Source organism: Rhodopila sp. (assembly GCF_035548235.1).
Classification (GTDB): domain Bacteria; phylum Pseudomonadota; class Alphaproteobacteria; order Acetobacterales; family Acetobacteraceae; genus Rhodopila.
The window spans coordinates 1-22953 of record NZ_DASZTJ010000258.1 but is presented as its reverse complement, the minus strand read 5'-3'; the positions used below and the strand labels follow the sequence as shown (position 1 = coordinate 22953).

Genomic DNA, 22953 nt, shown 5'->3' with positions numbered 1-22953 from the left:
GGTCCGATCCGGCAGCCGGCATGCAAGGCTTGTGAAAAAGGGCCCGGCCGAAGTTTGGGGAAGGCTGGTGTCCACCGCCGTGAGTCCGGCCGCGCTGATGGGCGCGGCACGGGCGGTCAGGCACGCGGTCGTTCTGCCACCCGAGACTTCGGGCGAAAGGTCCAAATCGGACAGGCAGGACGCAGCGTGGTTCATCGATCCCTGGCGTTCGGTCGGCGCGCTCCGGCGTGGAACGCTGCCCCGTGTGTAAAAGGCGGTGCTGACGCTGGCCGAGCGGGTGTGAGCCTTCTCGGGGCCAGGTCCCGGCGCACCACAATGCCGGATGGACGAGGCCGATCTGGCGGGCGCGACACGGGCGGCGATGCAGTCGCGGCGTGGCGGATTCCGTCACCGTTGCGCGGCCCTGTCTCCGACCAGGACCCGAACGGGATCACGCGACGCCCTGACAAGCCACGAGACCACGGAACCGCAGCCTGGGTGTGACATCGCCGAAGCGACACAACCATGAAGCAATCTGTGCTGCACCGCAAGCACGTCGTGCACAAACGACTTGAATTCGGCGTAATCAAGGGCAAAGGTGGCTTAACGCATCCAATATCTGAAGAATGTGCTCCATGTTCCCTGTTCGGACGATCACGCGTCGCGTGCTGCTGCGCCGGTTCGCCCAGGCCAGCCCGGTCTGCGCCACCTTCCTGCTGCCGCCGTCGGCCGAGGCCGTCGCCCGGTCCCTGCGGGGTCACGCCCGGGGCGGCGTGCACCATCCCATCCCCGAAAGACTGCCGATTCCCCCCATGCCGCCAGCGGTCCGGCCCGCACCGCGGGATTCGGGGCCGATCGTCATGCTCGATCCCGGCCATGGCGGCAAGGACCCGGGCGCCATCGGTGTGACGGGGACCTATGAAAAACAGGTGGCGCTGGCGACCGCGCTGGAACTGAAGCACCTGCTGGAATTCGGCGGCTACCGCGTCGTGCTGACCCGCACCCGCGACCGGTTCATCCCGCTGGAGGACCGCGTCGCGCTGGCCCAGGACCATGGCGCCGCGCTGTTCGTCTCGATGCATGCCGATGCCCTGTCGGACCACTCGGTGCGCGGCGCGTCCGTCTATACCAACGCGGTCGACGCATCCGACCCGCAGACCGCTGCCCTGGCCCAGCGGGAGAATTCCGCCGATCGCTTCGTCCGCGGCCGCCGGCATGCCGGCGGCGTCGCCATCGAGGCGGTGATCGCCAACCTCGTCCGCCAGGACACCCTGGTCCGGTCCGGCCGGATCGCGCAGACGCTGGTCAGCAGCCTGGACGACAGCCTGCCGATGCTGACGAACCCCGAACGGCATGCCGGTTTCGTGGTGCTGCAATCGGCGAGCATTCCCAGCGTGCTGGTCGAGATGGGCTTCATGTCCAACCGGCGCGACGAGGCGGCGCTGCGCACCCCGGCGCATCGCCGCCTGGTGGCGCAGGCGATGCGCCGGGCGGTGGACATGTATTTCCAGGGCGGCGACCAGAGCGCCTGACGGCCGATTACCGCTACTGCGCTCGTTGCCTTGGGACGCTGTACGTCCCCCCTTCCGTCCGCGCCGCGACACGCTCATGATAGGTCCTTACGGTCCCGCCAAGGACCCTTGCCAAATTTCGGGAGAAACGGCCATGGCCGACGGATCAATCGACACGCGGACGGCGCGCGTCTCGGCGGAGGAGGCGTTGGCGATGCACGCCAGCGGCCGGCCGGGGAAGCTGGAAACGCGCATCAGCAAACCGATCACCACGGCCCGCGACCTGTCCTTGGCGTACTCCCCCGGCGTCGCCGAACCCTGCCTGCACATCGCCCGCGACCCATCCCTCGCCTATGACTACACGACCAAGGGCAACATGGTGGCGGTGATCTCCAACGGGACCGCCGTCCTGGGCCTGGGCAATATCGGCGCCACGGCATCCAAGCCCGTGATGGAAGGCAAGGTCGCGCTGTTCAAGCGTTTCGCCGACGTCGATGGTATCGATCTCGAGGTCGGCACCGAAGACGTCGACGCGTTCGTCAGCGCCGTCCGCTACCTGGGGCCCGGCTTCGGCGGGATCAACCTTGAAGACATCAAGGCGCCCGAATGCTTCGTGATCGAGCAGCGGCTGCGCGAGATCATGGACATCCCGGTGTTCCACGACGACCAGCACGGCACGGCGATCGTGGCGGCCGCGGGGCTGATCAACGCCTGCCAGGTGACCGGCCGCTCCCTGAAGGAGACGAAGCTGGTGGTGAACGGCGCCGGCGCGGCGGCGATCGCCTGCGTCGAACTGCTGAAGGCCATGGGCATGCGGCCGGAGCACGTGATCCTGTGCGATACCAAGGGGGTCGTCTACCAGGGCCGTACCGAAGGCATGAACCAGTGGAAATCCGCCCATGCCGCCAACACAAAGGCGCGCACCCTGGCGGAAGCGATCGCGGGCAGCGACTGCTTCTTCGGCCTGTCGGTCAAGGGCGCGCTGACCCAGGACATGGTGCGCTCCATGGCCGACAAGCCGATCATCTTCGCCATGGCGAACCCGGACCCCGAGATCACGCCGGAGGAAGCCCGCGCGGTCAGCCCCAACGCCATCATCGCCACCGGGCGCAGCGACTATCCGAACCAGGTCAACAACGTCCTGGGCTTTCCCTACATCTTCCGCGGCGCGCTCGACGTCCGCGCCAGCACCATCAACGACGCGATGAAGATCGCCGCCGCCGAGGCGCTGGCAACCCTGGCGCGGGAGGACGTGCCGGACGAGGTGCACAGCGCCTCCACCGGCCGGCGCCTGTCCTTCGGCCCGGACTACATCATCCCCAACGCGTTCGACCCCAGGCTGATCTCCCGCGTGCCGCCGGCAGTGGCCAAGGCAGCGATCGATTCCGGCGTGGCGCGCCGGCCGCTGGAAGACCTGCGCCGCTATGCCCGCAGCCTGTCGGGACGGCTCGACCCGACCGCGGACGCGCTGGAATCCACCATGGAACTGGTGCGGGAAAACCCCCGCCGGGTCGTCTTCGCCGAGGGCGAGGAGGAAAAGGTCGTGCGCGCCGCCGTCGCCTTCCGCAACGCCGGCTATGGCCACCCGGTGCTGATCGGGCGCGAGGACCGGGTGAAGGCGACGATCGCCAGCCTGGGGCTGGGCGAAGTCGAGGGGCTGGAGATCCACAACGCCCGCCTGTCCGACCGCAACAGCAAATACGTCGAGTTCCTCTACACGCGGCTGCAGCGGAAGGGCTATCTGCGGCGCGACGTGGTGCGGATGGTCAACCAGGATCGCAACGTCTTCGGCGCCTGCATGGTCGCGACGGGCGACGCGGACGCGATGGTCACCGGGTTGACGCGGTCAGCCTCGGTCTGCCTGGAGGACGTGCGCATGGCGATCGGACCGGCCAGGGACGCGATCCCGTTCGGCCTGACGTTGCTGGTCGGGATGCGTGGCAAGACGATCTTTCTTGCGGATTCGCTGGTGAATTTCCGTCCCAACGCCGAGGACGTCGCCAGCATCGCCATCGGCGCGGCCGCGGCCGCCCGGCATCTTGGGCATGAACCGCGCGTGGCGCTGCTGTCGCACTCCACGTTCGGCGACCCGCCGCACGAGCGTGCGCAGCCGATGCGTGACGCCGTAGCGATCCTGGATTCGCGCAAGGTCGATTTCGAATACGACGGTGAAATGAGCCCCGATGTCGCGCTGGAGGCGTCCATCCGAGCGTTGTATCCGTTCTGCAGGCTGACGGGGGACGCGAACGTGCTGGTGCTGCCCGGATTGCATTCGGCGCATATCGCCGCGCGGCTGGCGCATCACCTGGGCGGCGGGACGACGATCGGGCCGCTGTTGCTGGGCATGGAGAAGCCGGTGCAGATCGTGTCGATGGACGCGTCATCCAGCCAGATCGTCGACTTGGCGTGCCTGGCGGCGTACCAGTCGATCATGGCGTAGCACTGGGGCGCCCTTTGGCGTGGCAGCGTCGGCTCCATAAGGGCGGTCGCAGGGCCACGCCTTATCCCCTCTATCAACATCACCAGGCAACATCACCAGGCATGGATGGCGGGCCTGCGTCCGCCATGACGAAGGGCACCGATTCCGGGCTGTTTCAACGCCATGGAACCTCCGCCATGACGAGGGGCGTCCGGTTTCGACGCGTATGAACCTTCCCCGATGACAGCGCGAAGAGACTACTTACGGTTGATCCAACTCAAATCTTCGTCGACCATGGCCCGGTAAGAAGCGCGCACGGAGGGCTCGGAACATGCGAGACCGAAACCATGCTGCTCCAGGCCAGACACGAGCGATCGGGCGCGACCTGCTCGTTCTCGTCGCGGTGAAGCTCGTCGCCTTGACCCTGATCTACTGGGTCTTCTTTTCCCCGTCGCACCGGCCAGCCATCGATGTCGCCTCGCACATCGCCGGCATGTCCTGGTCGCGGCAATAGGAGGTCATCTTGGATGTCGTGACCCTCGCGCGGGTGCAGTTCGGTATGACCGCGCTGTACCACTTTCTCTTTGTTCCCCTCACGCTAGGCCTGTCCGTGCTGCTGGCGATCATGGAGAGCATCTACGTCACCACCGGACGCACCATCTGGCGGGACATGGTCAAGTTCTGGGGGATGCTGTTCGGAATCAACTTCGCCATGGGCGTTGCGACGGGCATCACCATGGAGTTCCAGTTCGGCACGAACTGGGCCTATTACGCCCATTACGTCGGCGACATATTCGGCGCGCCGCTGGCCATCGAAGGCCTGATGGCCTTCTTCCTGGAGGCCACGTTCGTCGGGCTGTTCTTTTTCGGCTGGAACAAGCTCAGCCGCGTCCAGCACCTGATCGTCACCTGCCTGCTGGCCTTGGGCACCAACCTCTCGGCGCTGTGGATCCTGATCGCCAACGGATGGATGCAGTACCCGGTCGGCGCGGCCTTTAACCTTGCGACCATGCGCATGGAAGTGACGGACTTCACCGCGGTCGTGTTCAACCCCGTCGCGCAGGCCAAGTTCGTCCACACGGTCTCGGCCGGCTACGTCACCGGCGCGATGTTCGTCCTGTCGATCAGCGCGTACTACCTGCTCCGCGGCCGTAATCGGGGCCTCGCCATCCGCTCTATGACCGTCGCGGCCAGCTTCGGCCTGGCGGCGGCGCTGTCGGTCGTCGTCCTGGGCGACGAGAGCGGGTACACCGCCGGCGAAAACCAGAAGATGAAGATCGCCGCGATCGAGGCGATGTGGGAGACCGAACCGGCGCCGGCGTCCTTCACCGTGATCGGCATCCCCGACATCGCGACGCGGACCACCAAGGACGCCATCCGCGTCCCGTGGGTGCTGGGCTTGATCGCCACGCGGTCGCTGCACGGCGAGGTCGAAGGGATCAAGGACCTGGTCGAGCAGGCCCAGCAGCGCATCAAGAGTGGCCAGATCGCATACAGTGCGATGCTCGGCCTGCGGAAGACGCCGAATGACCCGGCCCTGGCTGCCACGTTCAAGCAGCACGTGAACGACCTGGGCTACGCGCTGCTGCTCAAGCGGTACACGCCCGCGGTGACGGACGCGACGCCGCAGCAGATCGAAGCGGCGGCCTGGGATACCGTCCCGCCGGTGTTGCCGCTGTTCTTCAGTTTCCGGCTGATGGTGGCCCTCGGCTTCTACTTCATCGCCCTGTTCGGCGTGATGTTCGTCGTCGCCTCGGCCCGGCAGTTGGAGCAGCGGCGCTGGTTGTTGCATGTGTGCCTATGGTCGCTGCCGCTGCCCTGGATCGCGGCGGAGGTCGGCTGGTATGTCGCGGAGGGCGGACGCCAGCCGTGGACGATCGACGGCGTGCTGCCGACCTTCCTCTCGGTCTCCAGCGTGCCGGCCACCGATGTGATGCTGTCGCTCGCGGGCTTCGTCATCTTCTATTCGGTGCTCGCGGTGGTCGAGATCTACCTGATGGTCCGCACGATCCGGCACGGACCCGAGGAGCTGTTGCTGCCGGCTGCCCGTCCTTCCTTGAAAATCGCTGAATAGAGGCGCGCCATGGCTGAGTACGAATTCTTCCGCCTGCTCTGGTGGGCGTTGCTGGGCATCCTGCTGATCGGCATTGCAGTGATGGATGGCTTCGACATGGGCGTGGCCATGCTGATGCCGTTCGTGGGACGCCGCGATGTGGAGCGCCGGATCGTCATCAACACGATCGGCCCGGTCTGGGAAGGCAATCAGGTCTGGCTGATCCTGGGCGGCGGCGCGATCTTCGCCGCGTTCCCGCCGCTGTACGGCGTTGCGTTCTCGGGCTTCTACCTGGCGATGCTGCTGCTGCTCTGCGCCTTGATCCTGCGGCCGGTTGGCTTCAAGTTCCGCAGCAAGCTGGACGGCACGGGCTGGCGCGGGACATGGGACACGGCGCTGTTCATCGGTGGGCTGGTGCCGTCGCTGGTGTTCGGCGTCGCCTTCGGCAACGTCCTGCAGGGCGTGCCCTTCCGCTTCGATGAGATGCTGCGGATGACCTACACGGGCACACTTTGGGATCTGTTCAATCCCTTCGCGCTGCTGTGCGGCCTGGTCAGCGTCTCGATGCTGCTGCTGCACGGGGCAGCCTTTCTGGCTTGCAAGACCGAAGGCGGGCCGCGCCAGCGCGCGCAGCAGATCGGGACGGTCGCGGGCCTGGTGATGGTCGTCCTCTTCATCGTCGGCGGCTTCTGGGTCAAGGTCCTGCCGGGCTACGTGCTGACGGGGTTCGCCGGCGTCGACGCGCCGTCCAACCCGCTGGGCAACCAAGTCACGGTGCAGACCGGGGCGCTACTGCTGAACTACGCCGCCCAGCCGGCGATCTGGGCGGCGCCGGCGGTGGGCGTGGTCATGGCGCTGCTCGCGGTCCTGCTGCTGCGCCAGGGGAGCCGGCCCGTGCTCGCCTTCACCACCAGCGGACTGGCGATCGCGGCGGTCATCGCGACGGCGGGGCTCAGCCTGTTCCCGTTCATGCTGCCGTCGTCGCTGGATCCGGCCTCCAGCCTGACCTTGTGGGACGCCTCGTCCAGTTTGACGACGCTGATCGTGATGACTATCGCCACCGGCCTGTTGCTGCCGATCGTGCTGATCTACACCGCCTGGGTCTACCGGGTGCTGCGCGGTCCGGTCACCGAGGCCGACATCGACCACGATTCGAAAACCGCCTATTGAACCAGGGAGACGAACGATGTGGTATTTCAGTTGGGTGCTGGGTCTGGGCTTGGCGTGTTCCTTCGCCGCGCTGAATGCGATGTGGCTGGAACTGTCGCCGGGGAAGGGGTTGCCGGATTAGTACCGCTTCAGGCTGACCGAGAACCTGCCCCGAGCGCATCCAGCCTTATGGTCCGGTCAAGCCGGGCAATGCGAACAACGATCCATGGCTGCCATACCGATGCCGAAAGGGCCTGTTCTGGCCCTCCTCGCACCGCCGTCGAATCGAGGTCGTCCAGGCCCTGGCGATGACGGAAGGGGCGGGGTGGCGTCCTCCGCCACCCCTGCATCCTACCCCACCAGACCCGGCCGCTTCGCCCGCCAGGTCGTCGCCTTCTCGTATGCATGCCCCGCCCGGAACACCGTCGCCTCCTGGAACGGCTTGCCCACGATCTGCATCGACAGCGGCAGGCCGCCATCGCCGTAGCCGGTACAGAGGCTCAACGCCGGCAGGCCCGTGACGTTGAAAGGCATGGTGAAGTTCGGCTTTTCCAGCATCGCCCATTTCGGAACGGCGTCGATCTTCGGCGCCTCGGCCGGGGCGGACGCGGTGATCAGGACGTCCAGATCGGCCATCGCCGTGGCGATTTCGTCGCACAAAATCCGCCGGCGGCGCACCGCCTGCATGTAATCCGCCCCGCTGATCATCGCCGCGAACGCCAGGCGGTCGCGGAACAACTCGCCGTAATCGTTGAAGCGGGACTTCAGCCAGGGTTCGTGGACGGCATAGGCCTCGGTGGTCAGGATCACCCAGCCGACGGCGTTGTAGTCGGCCATGGAGGATAGCGTCACATCGCGGACCTCGGCGCCTTCCTTGCGGAAGATGTCGAGCGCGCCTTCGATCCCGGCCTTGGTGGTGGCGCTGACCGGGTTGTCCACTTCGTGGAAATGCCGGATCACGCCGATGCGCAGGCCCTTCGCACCCTTGCCCAGATCGGCGCTGTAGTTGGGCACCGGCCGGTTGGCGCTGGCTGGATCGGCGGGATCGTAGCCGGCCATGCCTTGCAGCAGCAGCGCGCAATCCTCCACCGTCCAGGCCAGCGGGCCTGTGTGGTCCAGCGTGAAGGACAGCGGGAACACGCCCATGCGGCTGGCGGTGCCATAGGTCGGCTTGATGCCGGCCAAGCCGCACAGCGCCGCCGGACCGCGGATCGATCCGCCGGTGTCCGACCCGGTGCCGCCCAGCGCCAGGCCCGCTGCAACCGATGCGCCGGTGCCCGAGGACGAACCGGCAGTGAAATGGTCCGGGTTCCATGGGTTGCGCGCGGGTGGCCAGGGCAGGTCGAAGGACGGTCCGCCCAGCGCGAATTCATGCGTGGCGAGCTTGCCCAGCATGACTGTTCCGGCCTCGGCCCATTTCTTCACGACCATTGAGTCTTCGGTCGGAACGTAGTCCTCCAGCAGCTTGGAATGCGCCGTGGTGCGGATGCCGGCGGTACAATAGATGTCCTTGTGCGCGATCGGGATGCCGTCCAGCTTTCCCTTCAGCGCCCCGGCCATCATCCGAGCCTCGGCGGCCTTGGCGTCGGCTTTTGCGCGGTCTTCGGTGACGAGTAGGAAACTGTGCAGCGTGCCGTCATATTTGGCGATGCGGTCCAGGCAGGTTGCCGTCAGTTCCACCGGCGACAGCTTCTTGGCCGCGATCAGGTCGGCGGCCTCGCGGATCGACAGGAAGGAGGCCATCACTTCACCTCCACCTGGAACATCACGGACGGTTCCGCTTCCCGCGGCAGGGGCGCGGTCGCCTTCGCAATCATCGCCTCCAGCATCGGCCATGCCTTGAACAGCGTTTCCTTCTGCGCCGTGGACAAGGGCAGTCCGGCCTTGTCGAAGAAGACCCCAAATTCTTCAAAAGTCATGTGTTTCTTCCCTTTACGCAGGCTCCAGGGCCGTGGCCCGCACGCAGCGCGCCATTGCCCCATCCGTGGTCACGACCACCGGAATCCCATCCGCCCGGCAGGCCGGCTCGACATAGCGGCAGCGTGGCGCGAACGCGCAGCCCGGCGGTAGTTGCGCCAGGTTAGGCGGCGTGCCGGGAATCGTCTCCAGCGGCTGGCCCCGCATGCCACCATGCACCGTCGATGACAGCAAGCCCTGGGTATAGGGATGCCGCGGATGTTTCATCACTTGCCGGGTCGTTCCGGTCTCGACGAAACGGCCGGCATACATCACCGCGATGCGGTCCGAGATCTCGGCCGCCGCGCCCACGTCGTGCGTCACGAAGATGATCGCCATGCCTAGTTCCTGTTGCAACTGTCTCAACAGCAACAGGATCTGGATCTGTACCGTCACGTCCAGCGCGGTCGTCGGCTCGTCTGCCAGCAGCACGCTGGGCTTGCACGCCAGCGCCAGCGCGATCATCGCCCGCTGGCGCATGCCGCCCGACATCTCGTGCGGGAAGTTCTTCAGCCGCCGTTCGGCCGAGGGGATCTTCACCATCTCCAGCAGGTCCCGAGCGCGCTTCATCGCCGTGGAACGGTCGCAATCGTCGTGCTGGACGATCGTCTCGGCGATCTGCTGGCCGATCGTATAGACGGGATCGAGCGCGGCCATCGGCTCCTGGAAGATCATCGACACCGCCCCGCCGCGGATCTTCATCAACTCGGCCGGCGGCAGCGACAGCATGTCCTGGCCGTTCAGCCAGATCTTTCCGGAGATGCGGGCGTACTCCGGCAGCAACCCCATCATCGCCTTCAGGCTGACGGACTTGCCCGATCCGGACTCGCCCAGGATGGTCAGCGTCTCACCGGCCTGCAGCGCGAACTCGACGCCGTTTACGGCGGGCACGTCAACGTTCCGGCGGACGAAGCGGACGCTCAGGTCCTCGACCCGCAGCACGGGCGCCATGGTCGATCCGTCAGGCATGGGCAGAGGCTCCGGCGGCTTGCGCTTCGGGCAGGTGGCAGGCCACGAGGTGGGAGGGTTCCGGCGCGCCAGCCAAGGGGATCGCCAGCGGTTCGGCCAGGAGCGGGGGTTTTTCGGCGCAGATCGCCTGGGCGAAGGCGCAGCGCGTGCGGAAGCGGCAGCCAGAGGGCGGGTTGATCGGGTTCGGCGGATCGCCGGTCAGCGGCATCTCCTGCGTGCGTCGGTCGGGATCGAGCGTTGGTTTCGAAGCGAACAACGCCCGCGTGTACGGATGCCGCGGATGGCGATAGATCGATTCGACCGGTCCCGTTTCGACCACGCGGCCGAGATACATGACCATAACCCGGTCGGACATGTATTCGACGACATTCAAGTCGTGGCTGATGAACAGATAGGTCAGGTTCAGGCTGTGCTTGAGGTCGGTGAGCAGGTTCAGGACCTGCGCCTCGACCGATTTGTCCAGCGCGGCCACAGCTTCGTCCAGGATGACCATGCGCGGTTCCAGCGCCAGCGCTCGGGCGATGTTCACCCGCTGCCGCTGGCCGCCGGACATCTCGTGCGGATAGCGGCGGGCATGCAGTGCGGGGTTCAGGCCGACGCGGCTCAGCAGGCGTTCGGCACGCTCGAACGCTTCCTTCCGCCCGACGCCGTGCATGCGGGGCGCGTAGGCGATGCTTTCGGCCATGGTCATGCGCGGGTTCAGCGACGAATAGCTGTCCTGGAACACCATCTGCATCTGCCGCCGCATTTCGGAGACGGAAATGCCGCGTTTGTCGCCGACCGGGTCGCCGTCGAACACGACCGACCCGGCGTCCGGCTCCATCAGCCGCATCAGCAGCCTGGCGGTGGTGGACTTGCCGCAGCCGGATTCGCCGACGATGCCCAGGGTCTCACCCTTGTGGACCAGGAAGGAAACGTCGTCGACCGCCTGCACGGTGGCGACCTGGCGGTTCAGCACGCCGCCGCGGACGGGGAAGTATTTCTTCAGGTTCTCGACGATCAGCAAAGGCTGCGCCGGGCCGCCGCGGTCGCGCGGATCGGTCGGGGAGTCGAGTTTCAGCGCGGCACTCATGCGGAGGTCCCAATCGGGTTCGGCAGGTTCAGGGTCGTTGCGTTTGTCATTTGTTGAGCCTCACGTCCATCGCCGAACGGAACCCGTCCGACATCAGGTTGAAGCACATCGACGTCGCGAAGATCATCACGCCGGGCAGGGCGGCCACATAGGGCTGCACATAGATCGCCTGGCGCAGGGAGTTGAGCATCAGCCCCCATTCCGCCTCCGGCGGCGTCACGCCCAGGCCCAGGAAGGACAGGCCGGCAGACAGGATGATCGACACGCTGATCAAGCTGGTGGCGTAGACCAGGATCGGTCCCAGCACGTTGGCCAGCACGTGATGGCGAATGATCTGCAGCGTGGTACTGCCCGAGGCGCGCGCGGCCTCCACGAAGTCGAGGCCGCGGGCCTGGGTGGTCACGGTCTCGGCGACGCGGACCATCGGCGGGATGAAGACGACCGCCAGGGCGATGATCGAGTTCGACAGCCCGTTGCCCAGCAGGCCGCAAATGGCGATCGCCAGCAGGATCGACGGGAAAGCGTAGAACACGTCCATCGTCCGCATGATGAGCGTACCGATGGTGCCGCCCACATAACCCGCAAGGATGCCCAGGAAGCCGCCCACGACCAGTGAGATCGTGACGGGCATGATCGCTGCCAGCAGCGACAGCCGCCCGCCGTAGCAGAGACGGGTCCACAGGTCGCGCCCGGTCTCGTCGGTGCCGAGCCAGTGGCCGGGCGTGCCGATGGGTTTCAGCCGGGTGAGGACGCTGCCCTGGTAGGGGTCGTAATGCGTCACCAGCGGTGCGCCCAGGGTGATGAACAGGATGCCCAGCAGGATCACTGTGACGATCATCGTCACCTTGTCGCGCAGCAACCGGCCGGCGACGGATTTCCAATAGCCGGGTGCAGGGGCAGGGGACTGGTCGGCGGCGGCTTGCGGATCGGCCGGCGCGTCCGCGCGCTTGTGGCCTGCCTCCAGCACGAGATCGGACATGGGACTGCCTCCGGTCAACGGCGGATACGCGGGTCGATCGCCGCCTGGGCGATGTCGACGAGCAGGTTGAGGATCACGAAGAAGGTCGCGAGCACCAGGATCGTCGCCTGCAGGACAGGGATGTCGCGGCGGAAGATCGCCAGGTTCAGCAGGTTGCCGGAGCCGGGCCAGTTGAACACCGTCTCCACCAGGATCGACCCGCCCAGCAGGTAGCCGAACTGCAGGCCCATCAGCGCCAGCACCGGGGGGGCGGCGTTCTTGGCGATGTGACGGATCACCGGCCAGCGGGTCAGGCCCTTGGCCGACAAGGCGCCCACGAAGTCCTGGCCGACGATGTCCAGCACCGTGGCCCGTACCAGCCGCCCGATCACCCCCATCGGGATCAGCGACAGGGTCACGACCGGCAGCACCAGGTATTGCAGCCGGTCATACAGTGGCAGCGTGTCGTCGCCCATGCCCTGCGCCGGCAGCCAGTCATGCAGCACCGCGCAGGCCAGCACCAGCACGATCGCGCACCAGTAATGCGGCAGCGAGACGCCGATGGTGGCGATGGAGGAGAACAGCTTGTCCGGCCAGCGGCCATGGTACAGTGCCGAGGCCATGCCCAGGACGACGCCCAGCGTGAAGCCCAGGATCGCGGCGGGGATGGCGAGGACGAAGGTGTTGGACAGCGCTTCTACCAACTGGCCCCAGACCGGGGTGGCGTTGAACACCGACAGGCCGAAATTGCCGTGCAGCGCGCGCCAGAGCCACAGGATGTACTGAATGTAGAGCGGCTTGTCGAAGCCGAACGCCGCCTTCATCTGCGCGATCACCTCGGGTGAGGCCTCGGGCGGCATCAGCATGTCGATCGGGTTGCCAGGCACGATGTGCACCAGCCCGAAAACGACCAGCGAAACGCCCAGCAGGATGGGGATCGCCTGCAGCAGGCGGCGGATTGCGAACAGGAGCATGCGTTCGGATGGTCCTCTGAGGCGGAGTTGCCCGTTCCCGCTTGATCCGCAAGTTCCGTGCCAGGGTTGGCATTAGGGTCGGGACAGCGGGCGAGCGTGTCCGGTTCCGGCGGCGGCGTGTTGCGGTGCAGCAAACCAGCGTCCTTTGCGCGTCCCTTATCCACCTTGGGGCTGTTCAAATTTTGCGCGGTTGCCTTTTTCGCTTAGCAAACTTACCGTCGTTACGAAGTGTTCGCCTAAAGTTTAATCATTCCGGAGCGCCCGCATGCACAAGCCCGCCATCCTGCCTGCCGTCATCGAGCGTGCCACCCAGCGCCGCGGCGGCGTGCGGGTCTTCGACACGCTCGACCCTGCCCGCACCGCGCATGTCGTCGTGGACCTTCAGAACGGCTTCATGGCCCCCGGCGCCATCGCCGAGATCCCCACCGCTCGGGAGATCGTGCCCGCGGTCAACCGGATCAGCCAGGCGCTGCGCGAGGCCGGCGGGCTCGTGGTCTATGTCCAGAACACGTTCGATGCGGAAGCGATCCGCACCTGGCCGGTGTTCTTCGACCATTTCTGCTCCCCCGCCCGCCGCGAGCGGATGATCGAGGCGTTCACGCCCGGCTCCGATGGCCACCAGATCTGGCCGGGCCTGGATGTACGGCCCGAGGACCTGAAGGTCCGCAAGAGCCGTTTTGGCGCCTTCGCGCCGGGGGCGTCGTCGCTGGACGCGATCCTGAAGGCCCGCGGCGTGGATACGATCATCGTGACGGGCACGGCTTCCCAGGTCTGCTGCGAGTCCACCGCGCGCGATGCGATGATGCTGAACTACAAGGTGTTTTTCGTCGCCGACGGCAACGCCACCTTCACCGACGAGGAGCATAACGCCACGCTGTCGGCGATGGCGCACACGTTCTGCGACGTGATCCTGTCATCGGAACTGGTGGGGATGATCGCGACGGCGACGGCGGGGTCGGAAGCGGCGCTGGCATAGCCATTGCAACATCCCGCCCGTTCTTTCGCGCGGGGTTTGCATGACGGTATCCAGACGTGGCCTGCTCGCGACCGCCGCGGGCGCGGCGGTGCTTCCGGCGCTTCCGGCCGGCGCCGCCGTGCCGCAAGTGCTGCGGATCGGCATGACGGCGGCCGATCTTCCGACGACGCATGGCATTCCGAACAACGGCGGCGAGGGGTTCCGTTTCCTGGGCTACCCTGCGTACGATTCGATCGTGAACTGGGACTTCACCCATACCGACAAGCTGGCGGACATCACGGCGGGCCTGTTCACCGATTGGAAGATCGACGAAGGCAACCCGCTGCGCTGGATCTGTACCGTGCGCCAGGGCGTCAGGTTCCATGACGGCTCGCCGTGCGACGCGGATGCGATCATTTTCAATTTCGGCCGCATCTTCGACGAGAAGGCCCCGCAATATGACGCACCCGCCGCGCCGATCGTGCGCGCGACGGTGTCGATGGTCTCCGGCTACCAGAAGCTGGACGACAAGACGATCGTCATTACGACCCAGTACCCGTTCAGCTTCCTGCCCTACCTGCTAACGCGCATCCTGATCGCAAGCCCCAAGCGCTGGGAGGAAGCAGGCAAGAACTGGGCGAAATTCGCCATGAATCCCTCCGGCACCGGGCCGTTCAAGATCACCAAGGTGGTGCTGGGCCAGTATGCCGAGATGTCGCGCAACGAGGATTACTGGGACAAGACGCGCATCCCCAAGCTGGAGAAGATGATCGTCTATCCCATGCCCGAGGCCACGACCCGCCTGGCCGCGCTCCGGTCCGGACAGGTGGATTGGATCGAGGTGCCGCCGGCCGACGGCATCCCGTCGCTGAAGGCGGCCGGGTTCCAGATCAGCCTCTGGCCCTATCCGCACACCTATCCGTACGTGCTGAACTGCACGGACGCCTCGGCCTTCAAGGATGTCCGCGTGCGCCAGGCGCTGAACTACGCGCTGGACCGCAAGGGCCTGTGCGACATGCTGAACGGCACCGCGACACCGGCGACCGGGCTGTATCCCGCCGACGACCCGATCTACGGCAAGCCGGCCAACAATTACGACCACGATCCGGAAAAGGCGAAGGCACTGCTGGCCGCGGCCGGCTACGGCCCGAACAAGAAGTGCAAGGCGAAGATCATGATCTCGACCTCCGGGTCCGGCCAGATGCTGCCGATCCCGATGAACGAGTTCATGCAGCAGAACTTTGCCGCCGTCGGCTTCGACATCGATTTCGACGTGGTGGAATGGGGCACGATGCTGGTCGCCATCCGCTCCGATCCCAAGGCGCCGCAGTCCCATGGCGATGACGGGATCAATATCAGCTTGAGCTATACCGACCCGTCCTCGATGTTCCGCTATTACGCGAAGGAGAGTTTCTCCCCCGTCAACTACAACTGGGGACACTGGGACAACGAGGAAGCGAGCGCGCTGCTGCGCAAGGCGCAGGCGACCTTCGACAAGGCGGAGCAGACGAAGCTGCTCGCGCAGGCCCATGCCATCGTCGTCGACCAGGCGGCATGGCTGTTCATCGTGCACGACCTCAACCCGCGCGCGATGTCCAAGAAGGTGACCGGCTTCAAGCCGGCCCAAAGCTGGTACCAGGACTTCACACAGATCACGATGTCATAGGAGATCCATGTTTCGACGTGACCTAATGGCCGGAATCGCCGCCGCGGCGGCGATTCCGGCGCTGCCTGTCGAGGCTGCGACGGGCGGCACGCTGCGTATCGCGATGACGGCGGCCGACCTGCCCACCGCGCACGGTATTCCGAACAACGGTTTCGAAGGATACCGTTTCCTCGGCTATCCGCCCTATGACGCTCTGGTCAACTGGGACCTGATCCATAACCCCGACAAGCCGGCCAACATCACCCCCGGCCTGTTCACCGCGTGGAAGATCGATCCGAAGAACCCGCTGCGCTGGCTGTTCAGCGTCCGCCAGGGGGTGAAGTTCCATGACGGATCGGACTTCAACGCCGACGCGGTGATCTGGAACCTGCAGCGGATCTATGACGAGAAGTCGCCGCATTACGACGCGACCTCGGCGCCGATCGTCAAGGCGGCGGTGTCGATGGTTGCCGGTTACGATAAGGTTGACGAAGAAACCATCGCCATCACTACCCAGTATCCGTTCAGCTTCCTGCCTTGGCTGCTGACCCGCGTGCTGATGGTCAGCCCCACGCAGTTCGACGCCGTGGGCAAGTCCTGGGCGGAATTCGGCAAGAAGCCCTCCGGCACCGGCCCGTTCAAGATCAGTCGCGTCGTGCCGGGCCAGTTCATCGAAATGGTGCGTAACGAGAACTACTGGGACAAGAACCGCATCCCCAAACTGGAAAAGCTGGTGGTCAGCCCGATGGCCGAAGCCACCACGCGCATCGCGGCGCTGCGCTCCGGCCAGGTCGATTGGATCGAGGTGCCGGCCCCGGATTCCATCCCGTCGCTGAAGCAGGCTGGCTATGTGGTCACCACGCATCCCTATCCGCATACTTGGCCGTACTGCCTGAACATCGAGGCCGGATCGCCGTTCCAGGACGTGCGCGTGCGCCAGGCCGCCAATTACGCGATAGACCGGGTCGGGCTATGCGACTTGTTGAACGGGACGGCGAAACCGGCAGTGGGGCTGTATCCGCCGGACCATCCGTTCTTTGGCACGCCGGCCGAGAAATACACGCATGATCCGAACAAGGCGAAGGCGCTGCTGGCCGCGGCCGGCTATGGGCCGAACAAGCCCTGCAAGGCGAAGATCATGATCTCGACATCAGGGTCAGGCCAGATGCTGCCGATCCAGATGAACGAGTTCCTGCAGCAGAACTTCACCGCCGTGGGCATGCAGATCGATTTCGACGTCGTCGAATGGGGCACCATGCTGGTTGCGATCCGCTCCGATCCCAAGGCGCCGCAGTCGCATGGCGTCCAGGGCGTGAACATCAGCCTCAGCTCCGTCGATCCCTCGACGATGTTCCGCTATTACGCCAAGGACAGTTGGTCGCCGGTCAACTATAACTGGGGTCATTACGACAGCCCGGCGGTCACCGACCTGCTGAAGCAGGCGCAGGCGAGCTTCGACGAAGGGGTCCAGACGAAAGCCTTGGCGTCAGCACACGCAAAGGTTGTTGACGACGCGGCCTGGGTCTTCATCGTGCATGATCTGAATCCGCGGGCCATGACCAAAAAAGTCCAGGGATTCGTTCCCGTCGAGTCCTGGTTCGTGGATTTTACCCAGATTTCGATGGCGTAGGCGGATAGCGTTCCGTCAGGCGTGCGTCATGACACACGCCTGACAAAAAAACATTTTCTGCCCGATTTGTAATACATGGGGCTTTGCGCGATAACGTGCAAAGCCCCATGATGCGGCGGGCAGGAGGGTACCGGGTGACGAATGGAAACTTCGAGGCACGGATGAAGGCCGCGGGGCTGAAACTGCCGCCCGAGGAGGTGGCGAAACTACAGGCGCTTGTTTCGGACCTGGATAGAGCCGCCGGCGGATTGCGGGGACCGATGTCCTACGCGCTGGAACCGCTCTCGGCCCTGCGGCTGACCCCATCCCCGTCCGCGTAACGACCATTCGACGGAGCCCGCGTACATGGCCGCGATCGACAGCGAGGCGTTCCTCAAGGACCTTCACGAGCTACGGGAGATCGGCCGCTTCAAGACCGGCGTGCATCGCCCCACCTTCTCGCCGCAGGATATGCAGTCCCGGCGCTGGCTGATGGACCGTCTGACCGCCTGCGGGCTGGAGGCGTCGATCGACGGCATCGGCAACGTCTTCGGCCGCCACCCCGGCCCCGGCCCGCACGTGTTGTGCGGCAGCCATATCGAAAGCCAGAACGAAGCCGGTTGGCTCGATGGCGCGTTGGGCGTCATGGCAGCGGTGGCCCTGGCCCGTGCCGGCCTGCCGGTCGACGTCTGCGCCTTCGCCGACGAAGAAGGACATTTCGAGGGCGGCTTCCTCGGCAGCCGCTCGATCATCGGCGACCTGACCGAGGCGGAGATCGACCGCAGCCGCAGCCGTAACGACGGCTCCCTGCTGCGCGACGCGCTGAAGGCGGTCGGGCTGGACGGCAAGCCGCGCCTGCGCCTCGATCCGGCCCGCTACAAGGGCTTCTTCGAGATGCATATCGAGCAGGGGACCCAGCTTGAGAATGCCGGGCTGCGGATCGGCGTCGTGTCGGGCATCGTCGCCATCTGGCAGTTCCGCATCACGGTGACCGGCCAGCAGGACCATGCCGGCGGCACCACGATGGCGGAGCGGAAGGATGCCGGCCTGACCACGGTGCGCCTGCTGGCGGCGATCGACGCCGAATTCCCTCGCGTCTGCGGGGAGCGCAGCACCTGGACCACCGGACGGATCGTCCTGGAGCCAGGCGCGCCCAGCATCATTCCCGGCAAGGCGGACGTGTTGTTCCAGTTCCGCGACGTCAGCGTGCCGGTGCTGGAGCGGATGGAAGAAACGCTCTATCGCCTGGCGCGCGAAACCAACCGGCGGGAACGCTGTGTCGTTTCGGTCGAGCCGATCTCTAAGGCGATCCCGGCCCTGTGCGACCCGCGGATGATGGAGGCGTTGTCGTCCGCCGCCGAGACCCTGGCACCCGGTGCCTGGCAAGTGATGCCCTCCGGCGCGGGCCATGATGCGCAGAACATCGCCCGCGTGATGCCGGCGGCGATGCTGTTCGTGCCGTCGATCGGCGGCATCAGCCACCATTGGGCCGAAGACACCAAGGACGAGGACCTGGCGTTGGGCATTCAAGTGCTGGGGGAAGGGGTCCGGCGCTTCCTGGCGGGATGATCGGTGCCGCGTGATGGCGGGCGAAGGCCCACACCATGACGAACGGCATGGCCGCGTGCCGTTACCCGGGTGCGCGGCCCCAGCAGACGAAGTGCGGGTTGTCCCAGCCCGCTTTCCCATACCCCAGCGGCGCCCCGTCCAGCGTCAGCACGACGCCGCCGGCCGCTTCCAGCACGGCCTGGGGTGCGCAGGTGTCCCACTCCATCGTCCGGCCGAACCGGGGATAGAGGTCCGCCGACCCCTCGGCGACGCGGCAGAATTTCAGGCTGGAGCCGAAATTGACGGTACGGGCGACGGTGCGTCCGGCGAGATAGCGGTCGAGTTGAGCCTGGTCGCCGTGGTGGCGGCTGGCGACCACGGTCAGGCCCTCCGCCGGTTCGGCGCGCGTCGCGATCGCCACGCGTGTTCCCTTGGCGTCCTGCCGCCAAGCGCCCACCCCAACGATCCCGCCATAGATCTCCCCAAGTGCCGGCACACCGACGACGCCCAGCACCGGCCGTCCGTGACGCACCAGACCGATATTCACAGCGAAATCGTCGCCGCCGCCCGAGAACTCCCGCGTGCCGTCCAGCGGGTCCACCGACCAGAACGTTTCGCTCGCGGCGACCACGTGGCCGGCGGCGATCTCCTCCTCGGCGACCACGACGCAGCCGGGCAGGGCGGTGCGCAGGCCGGTGACGATCACCGCCTCGGCGGCATGGTCGGCCTCGGTCACGACCGAGTGGTCCGCTTTGCGCTCCACCGCGAAGCCGCGCGCGCGGATGGCATTGATCGTCGTGGCGGCCTTGGCGGCAAGGCGGGCCGCCAACTCCAGCAGGGTGGTGTCGTCCATCACGCGGTATCCACAGTCTGAGGTTGGGTCTCGCGTTTGGCGGTTCCACGCCGCGCCGTCTTGCGCGACGGCGCAGCCCTCCCCTCGCGCGACGGCGCGGTTCTCCCCTCGCGCGACGGGGCGGTCCTCCCCTCGCGTGGCGGTGCGGCCTCGGCGGGCGCGCTCTCGGCCGCCTGTCCCGACGAGGTCTCGGCTGCCTGCGACGGCGCGTCCTCATCTCCGTGCGCCAGCATCCGGTCCGCGGTCTCATAAACCAGGTTCGGCTCCAGCGCATTGAGGCAGGCGAGGCCGCGCGGACAGTCCTCGGCCTTGGCCAGGTAGCAGGGGCTGCAGTTCATGTTCCGCCGCAACGCCACCGCGTTCGGGCCGATCGGGCCCCATTCCACCGGATCGACGACACCCGAGTGGATGCCGATCGTGGGTACGCCGGCCGCGGCGGCAATGTGTTTGGGACCGCTGTCGTTGCCGATATACAGCGCGCAGGTCCGCAGCAGTGCCGGCAGCGCCGCCAGGGAGGTCTTGCCCGCCATGCTGGCGATCGCCTCGGCGTGCAGCACGTGGCCCATGACGGTCTTGGCGATCTCCACCTCGTCCGGGCCGCCGACCAGCATGACGTTCACGCCGTTCCGCTCAACCAGCAAGTCGATCAGCGCGGCGAAGTGCGCCTCGGGCCATTGCTTGGTGATGTTGCCGGCGCCTGGGTGGACGGCGACGACGGGCTTGGCGAACAGCGCCGCGACCTCGGGCGGCATGTCCGCCAGCGGCATCGGTTCGGGTGGCGCCTTCATCACGACGCGGTCGGATTCCGAGGCATGGCCGATCGCGTTCACCAGCGCCATCAGGTCGTCGACGATGTGGTTGCGCTTGCGTTGCAGGTTGCGGTCGCCGTCCCAGTCCAGCGCGACGTCCAGGTTCGGATACTGCCCCTGGAAATCGAAGCCCGCGAGAAACCGAGCACCGGTGTATTTCAGGACGTCGCGCGTGGAATGATGCTTCCGCAGATCGACCGCGAGGTCGAAGCGGTGCGACCGAAGCTGCTCCGACAGTTCGCGGTAGTCGTCCGGGGTCAGCTCCCGCTCCCCCAACTGGGAGCGGGCGTGGAAGAACGCGAAGGGGATGAAGGCGTCGATCGCCGGTTCCAGCCCGACGAACGCACGCGAGGCGGGGCCGGCCAGCACGGTGATATGCGCCTCTGGGAATAGCGTCTTCAGTCGCCGGATCGGCGGCAGCGCAGTGACGAAATCGCCGATATGGTCGAGCTTCACCACCAGGATGCGCCGGATCTCCTCCCGGTGGAACAGCGGACTGCCGGAGACGACGCTTTGCACCGGCTCATCGTCCGGACGGTAATCGTCGGCGTGGCGCCAGAGCCGCGGATTGAAATACGGATCGCCGGCGGCGAAGGTCGTCTTCCACTGCGCGTTGAAATGCGTCAGATCGAACACGTCCTTCATATACGCTCGGCTGGCCAGCTCATGATGCGTCATCGACGCATAGGGCGTGTAGACGGTCAGCAGTCCCGCCTGATGCGAGCGCAGGCAGTAGTCGAGGTCGTTGTTGACGATCTGGTGCGCTTCGTCGAACCGGCCCAGCGCCTCGAAGGTTTCCTTCCGGACCAGCATGCAGGCGCCGGTCACCGCCATCACGTCGCGCTGGGTCAGTGCGAGGCCGAAATAGCACGGATCGTCGTACATCGCGAAGCGGAAGGCATGGCGGCCGATGCCGTTGTTCGCCAGGAACATGCCGGCGTGCTGCACTTTCCCGTCGGGATACAGCAACTGCGGCCCGACGATCCCGACCTCGGGCCGCTGCGCATGCTCCAGCAGTGCGTCCAGCCAGTCATGGTCGGTGATGGTGATGTCGTCGTTCAGGAACAGCAGGAACTCGCCCGAAGCCTCTGCCGCCGCGCGGTTGTTGAAGACGGACCAGTTGAACGCCTCCGGCATGTCGACGATCTTGTCGGCGTTCTGCTTCACCCAGTTTTTCCAGGTGGCTTCCGTAGGCGGGATGTTGTCGACGACGATGATCTCGTAATTCTCGTATGCCGTACGGGCACGCAACGAATTGAGGCAGGTCCTGATATAGCCGTTGGCGGCACAGGTCGGGATGATGATCGATACCAGCGCCTTGGTCTGCACCGAGCGCTTCAGACGCCAGGTGCCGGGGATCGGCGTCGCCTCCACCGTTGCGTCCAGGCCCCGGCGCTCTGCCATCCGCAGCAGCGCTGCGCGTTCCTGCTCCGCCGTGTCGCCTCGGCCGGCCTCACTCTGGCCTGACCCGGTCTGGCACAGCAGCTTCGGCACGTGCCGGATCGCGCCGGCGAGGTCGGCGCAATGCAGCGCGAGATCGTATTCCCCGCGGGCGAACAGCGACCGGGGCGTCGCGCCGGTCCCGGCCAGCACCGCGTCCGTCACCGCCCAGGGACGGCCGAAATAGTTCATCGAGGTCAGCAGGTCGGGCGAGAAGTCAGGCTTGAAGAAAGGCTCCTGCTCATGGCTGACCGGGCTGATGCGAAGCTCGTCGCCGTAGGCGACGTGCGCGTCCGGATGCCGCGCCAACGCGGCGGCGAGTTCCAGCCCCGCGTCGGCGCCTAACTCGTCGCCGGGCAGGAGCAGCAGGTGCAGCGTATTTCGTCCCTCGGTGCCGGCGGCGAGCGGCTTGTCCCACGCCTCATCGTCCTCGGCGGAGACGATGGCGAAACGTTCCGCCAGGTGGGACATGGTTTCGTCGACAATGATACTGAGTGCCGCTGCCACCCGTACGTCCGACGCCAGCATCAGGACCGACCAGTCGTCCCACGCGAGCAGCCGCAGCGAGTCGAGGGCGCGGTTGATCGCGCCGATGTCGATCTGCTCGTTCTGTCGCAGCACGAAGCGCAGATGCGGACGGAACGCCAGCTTGTCCAGCATCGCCAGCATCATGTCGGCCTCGACCCGGGGTACACGGCGGCGGAAGCCGCCTTGGTCGCCGTCTTCCTCGGATTTCTTGACGGTCAGGCGGAACGACCGGTCGATGGTCACGCCGTTCTTGGCCTTCACCAGCAGGCGGACCGTGTGGTCGCCGTCCTTCAGCCCGCGCGGCGGGCAGTGGAAGGCGAAGCCGCTGCGCAGGGCGTTCGGCCATTCCGGAAACGCGGTGCCCACGTCCTGGCGGGCCAGGCCGTAATGCATGTCGCCCAGCTTCTGGTCGTCGACAAAGACCTCGAAGCTGGCGATGCCGGAACGGGTGAGCAGCCACCCGTCGATGGTCAATCGCCCGGTGATCAGTTCGGGGACCGCGCCGCTCACCAGCTTGGGCGAGTCG

At 66.2% G+C, this 22953-nt stretch carries 19 protein-coding genes; 11 read left to right on the top strand and 8 right to left on the bottom strand.

All coding sequences use genetic code 11. The annotated features are described in order from the left end of the window. Positions 1-614 precede the first annotated feature (614 nt). From VHB27_RS20860 to cydX, 6 genes are all read left to right on the top strand, one after another. Positions 615-1511, top strand: coding sequence for an N-acetylmuramoyl-L-alanine amidase family protein (locus tag VHB27_RS20860; RefSeq protein WP_325604179.1), 897 nt, complete (start codon positions 615-617; stop codon positions 1509-1511). A 133-nt stretch (positions 1512-1644) separates the two neighbouring features. Next, on the top strand, positions 1645-3930 hold the full coding sequence (locus VHB27_RS20855) for an NADP-dependent malic enzyme (RefSeq protein WP_325604175.1): 2286 nt from the start codon (positions 1645-1647) through the stop codon (positions 3928-3930). Positions 3931-4240: 310 nt separating this feature from the next. After that, entirely contained in the window at positions 4241-4423 is a 183-nt protein-coding gene (gene cydP, locus VHB27_RS20850) for a cytochrome oxidase putative small subunit CydP (RefSeq protein ID WP_325604173.1), read from the top strand. An 18-nt stretch (positions 4424-4441) separates the two neighbouring features. After that, positions 4442-5983 (top strand): cytochrome ubiquinol oxidase subunit I, encoded by a 1542-nt coding sequence (locus VHB27_RS20845; protein ID WP_413788636.1) that lies wholly within the window; start codon positions 4442-4444, stop codon positions 5981-5983. Between the two features lie 9 nt (positions 5984-5992). Beyond that, positions 5993-7132, top strand: coding sequence for a cytochrome d ubiquinol oxidase subunit II (cydB, locus tag VHB27_RS20840; RefSeq protein WP_325604169.1), 1140 nt, complete (start codon positions 5993-5995; stop codon positions 7130-7132). 16 nt (positions 7133-7148) lie between these two features. Continuing rightward, positions 7149-7253, top strand: coding sequence for a cytochrome bd-I oxidase subunit CydX (gene cydX / locus VHB27_RS20835; RefSeq protein WP_325604167.1), 105 nt, complete (start codon positions 7149-7151; stop codon positions 7251-7253). A gap of 209 nt (positions 7254-7462) precedes the next feature. Here the strand turns inward: cydX and VHB27_RS20830 are convergent, their stop codons facing one another. The 6 genes from VHB27_RS20830 to VHB27_RS20805 are packed head-to-tail and all read right to left on the bottom strand — an operon-like array spanning position 7463 to position 13040. Continuing rightward, positions 7463-8854 carry an amidase gene (locus tag VHB27_RS20830; protein ID WP_325604165.1) on the bottom strand — a complete coding sequence of 464 codons (1392 nt, stop codon included), beginning with the start codon at positions 8852-8854 and terminating at the stop codon, positions 7463-7465. Further along, positions 8854-9030 carry a hypothetical protein gene (locus VHB27_RS20825; RefSeq protein ID WP_325604163.1) on the bottom strand — a complete coding sequence of 59 codons (177 nt, stop codon included), beginning with the start codon at positions 9028-9030 and terminating at the stop codon, positions 8854-8856. Before VHB27_RS20825 ends, VHB27_RS20830 begins: the two co-directional genes overlap by 1 nt. 13 nt (positions 9031-9043) lie before the next feature. Then, on the bottom strand, positions 9044-10036 hold the full coding sequence (locus VHB27_RS20820) for an ABC transporter ATP-binding protein (RefSeq protein ID WP_325604161.1): 993 nt from the start codon (positions 10034-10036) through the stop codon (positions 9044-9046). After that, a complete protein-coding gene (locus tag VHB27_RS20815) occupies positions 10029-11108 on the bottom strand; it encodes an ABC transporter ATP-binding protein (RefSeq protein WP_325604159.1) in 1080 nt (359 codons plus the stop codon). Before VHB27_RS20815 ends, VHB27_RS20820 begins: the two co-directional genes overlap by 8 nt. A 46-nt stretch (positions 11109-11154) precedes the next feature. Then, complete coding sequence (locus tag VHB27_RS20810; protein ID WP_325604157.1) at positions 11155-12087, bottom strand: ABC transporter permease; 933 nt, start codon at positions 12085-12087, stop codon at positions 11155-11157. 14 nt (positions 12088-12101) lie between these two features. Next, complete coding sequence (locus VHB27_RS20805) at positions 12102-13040, bottom strand: ABC transporter permease (protein ID WP_325604155.1); 939 nt, start codon at positions 13038-13040, stop codon at positions 12102-12104. Positions 13041-13305: 265 nt separating this feature from the next. Here VHB27_RS20805 and VHB27_RS20800 point away from each other — a divergent pair, with 265 nt between their 5' ends. The 5 genes from VHB27_RS20800 (at position 13306) to VHB27_RS20780 (ending at position 18818) form a co-directional block, all read left to right on the top strand. Further along, positions 13306-14016 carry an isochorismatase family cysteine hydrolase gene (locus VHB27_RS20800; protein WP_325604153.1) on the top strand — a complete coding sequence of 237 codons (711 nt, stop codon included), beginning with the start codon at positions 13306-13308 and terminating at the stop codon, positions 14014-14016. A gap of 40 nt (positions 14017-14056) precedes the next feature. Beyond that, positions 14057-15661, top strand: a complete 1605-nt coding sequence (locus VHB27_RS20795) for an ABC transporter substrate-binding protein (RefSeq protein ID WP_325604151.1) — start codon at positions 14057-14059, stop codon at positions 15659-15661. A gap of 7 nt (positions 15662-15668) precedes the next feature. Next, positions 15669-17270, top strand: a complete 1602-nt coding sequence (locus VHB27_RS20790) for an ABC transporter substrate-binding protein (RefSeq protein WP_325604149.1) — start codon at positions 15669-15671, stop codon at positions 17268-17270. A 134-nt stretch (positions 17271-17404) separates the two neighbouring features. Beyond that, positions 17405-17590: a hypothetical protein gene (locus VHB27_RS20785; RefSeq protein WP_325604148.1), complete on the top strand. Its 186-nt coding sequence runs from the start codon at positions 17405-17407 to the stop codon at positions 17588-17590. A 25-nt stretch (positions 17591-17615) separates the two neighbouring features. Further along, a complete protein-coding gene (locus VHB27_RS20780) occupies positions 17616-18818 on the top strand; it encodes a Zn-dependent hydrolase (protein WP_325604146.1) in 1203 nt (400 codons plus the stop codon). A gap of 61 nt (positions 18819-18879) precedes the next feature. On the opposite strand, the gene cysQ is transcribed toward VHB27_RS20780, so the two are convergent. Both cysQ and VHB27_RS20770 read right to left on the bottom strand, forming a co-directional pair. After that, on the bottom strand, positions 18880-19650 hold the full coding sequence (gene cysQ / locus VHB27_RS20775) for a 3'(2'),5'-bisphosphate nucleotidase CysQ (protein ID WP_325604144.1): 771 nt from the start codon (positions 19648-19650) through the stop codon (positions 18880-18882). Next, positions 19650-22953 (bottom strand): glycosyltransferase family 9 protein (locus VHB27_RS20770; protein WP_325604142.1); only part of this gene is annotated, 3304 nt, incomplete at its 5' end. The genes cysQ and VHB27_RS20770, both read right to left, overlap by 1 nt.

Bases quoted from the DNA above. Each gene is read 5' to 3' on its own strand.
- VHB27_RS20860 (WP_325604179.1), top strand. From the start codon at position 615: ATGTTCCCTGTTCGGACGATCACGCGTCGCGTGCTGCTGCGCCGGTTC.
- VHB27_RS20855 (WP_325604175.1), top strand. From the start codon at position 1,645: ATGGCCGACGGATCAATCGACACGCGGACGGCGCGCGTCTCGGCGGAG.
- cydP (WP_325604173.1), top strand. From the start codon at position 4,241: ATGCGAGACCGAAACCATGCTGCTCCAGGCCAGACACGAGCGATCGGG.
- cydB (WP_325604169.1), top strand. From the start codon at position 5,993: ATGGCTGAGTACGAATTCTTCCGCCTGCTCTGGTGGGCGTTGCTGGGC.
- cydX (WP_325604167.1), top strand. From the start codon at position 7,149: ATGTGGTATTTCAGTTGGGTGCTGGGTCTGGGCTTGGCGTGTTCCTTC.
- VHB27_RS20830 (WP_325604165.1), bottom strand. From the start codon at position 8,854: ATGGCCTCCTTCCTGTCGATCCGCGAGGCCGCCGACCTGATCGCGGCC.
- VHB27_RS20825 (WP_325604163.1), bottom strand. From the start codon at position 9,030: ATGACTTTTGAAGAATTTGGGGTCTTCTTCGACAAGGCCGGACTGCCC.
- VHB27_RS20820 (WP_325604161.1), bottom strand. From the start codon at position 10,036: ATGCCTGACGGATCGACCATGGCGCCCGTGCTGCGGGTCGAGGACCTG.
- VHB27_RS20815 (WP_325604159.1), bottom strand. From the start codon at position 11,108: ATGAGTGCCGCGCTGAAACTCGACTCCCCGACCGATCCGCGCGACCGC.
- VHB27_RS20810 (WP_325604157.1), bottom strand. From the start codon at position 12,087: ATGTCCGATCTCGTGCTGGAGGCAGGCCACAAGCGCGCGGACGCGCCG.
- VHB27_RS20805 (WP_325604155.1), bottom strand. From the start codon at position 13,040: ATGCTCCTGTTCGCAATCCGCCGCCTGCTGCAGGCGATCCCCATCCTG.
- VHB27_RS20800 (WP_325604153.1), top strand. From the start codon at position 13,306: ATGCACAAGCCCGCCATCCTGCCTGCCGTCATCGAGCGTGCCACCCAG.
- VHB27_RS20795 (WP_325604151.1), top strand. From the start codon at position 14,057: ATGACGGTATCCAGACGTGGCCTGCTCGCGACCGCCGCGGGCGCGGCG.
- VHB27_RS20790 (WP_325604149.1), top strand. From the start codon at position 15,669: ATGTTTCGACGTGACCTAATGGCCGGAATCGCCGCCGCGGCGGCGATT.
- VHB27_RS20780 (WP_325604146.1), top strand. From the start codon at position 17,616: ATGGCCGCGATCGACAGCGAGGCGTTCCTCAAGGACCTTCACGAGCTA.
- cysQ (WP_325604144.1), bottom strand. From the start codon at position 19,650: ATGGACGACACCACCCTGCTGGAGTTGGCGGCCCGCCTTGCCGCCAAG.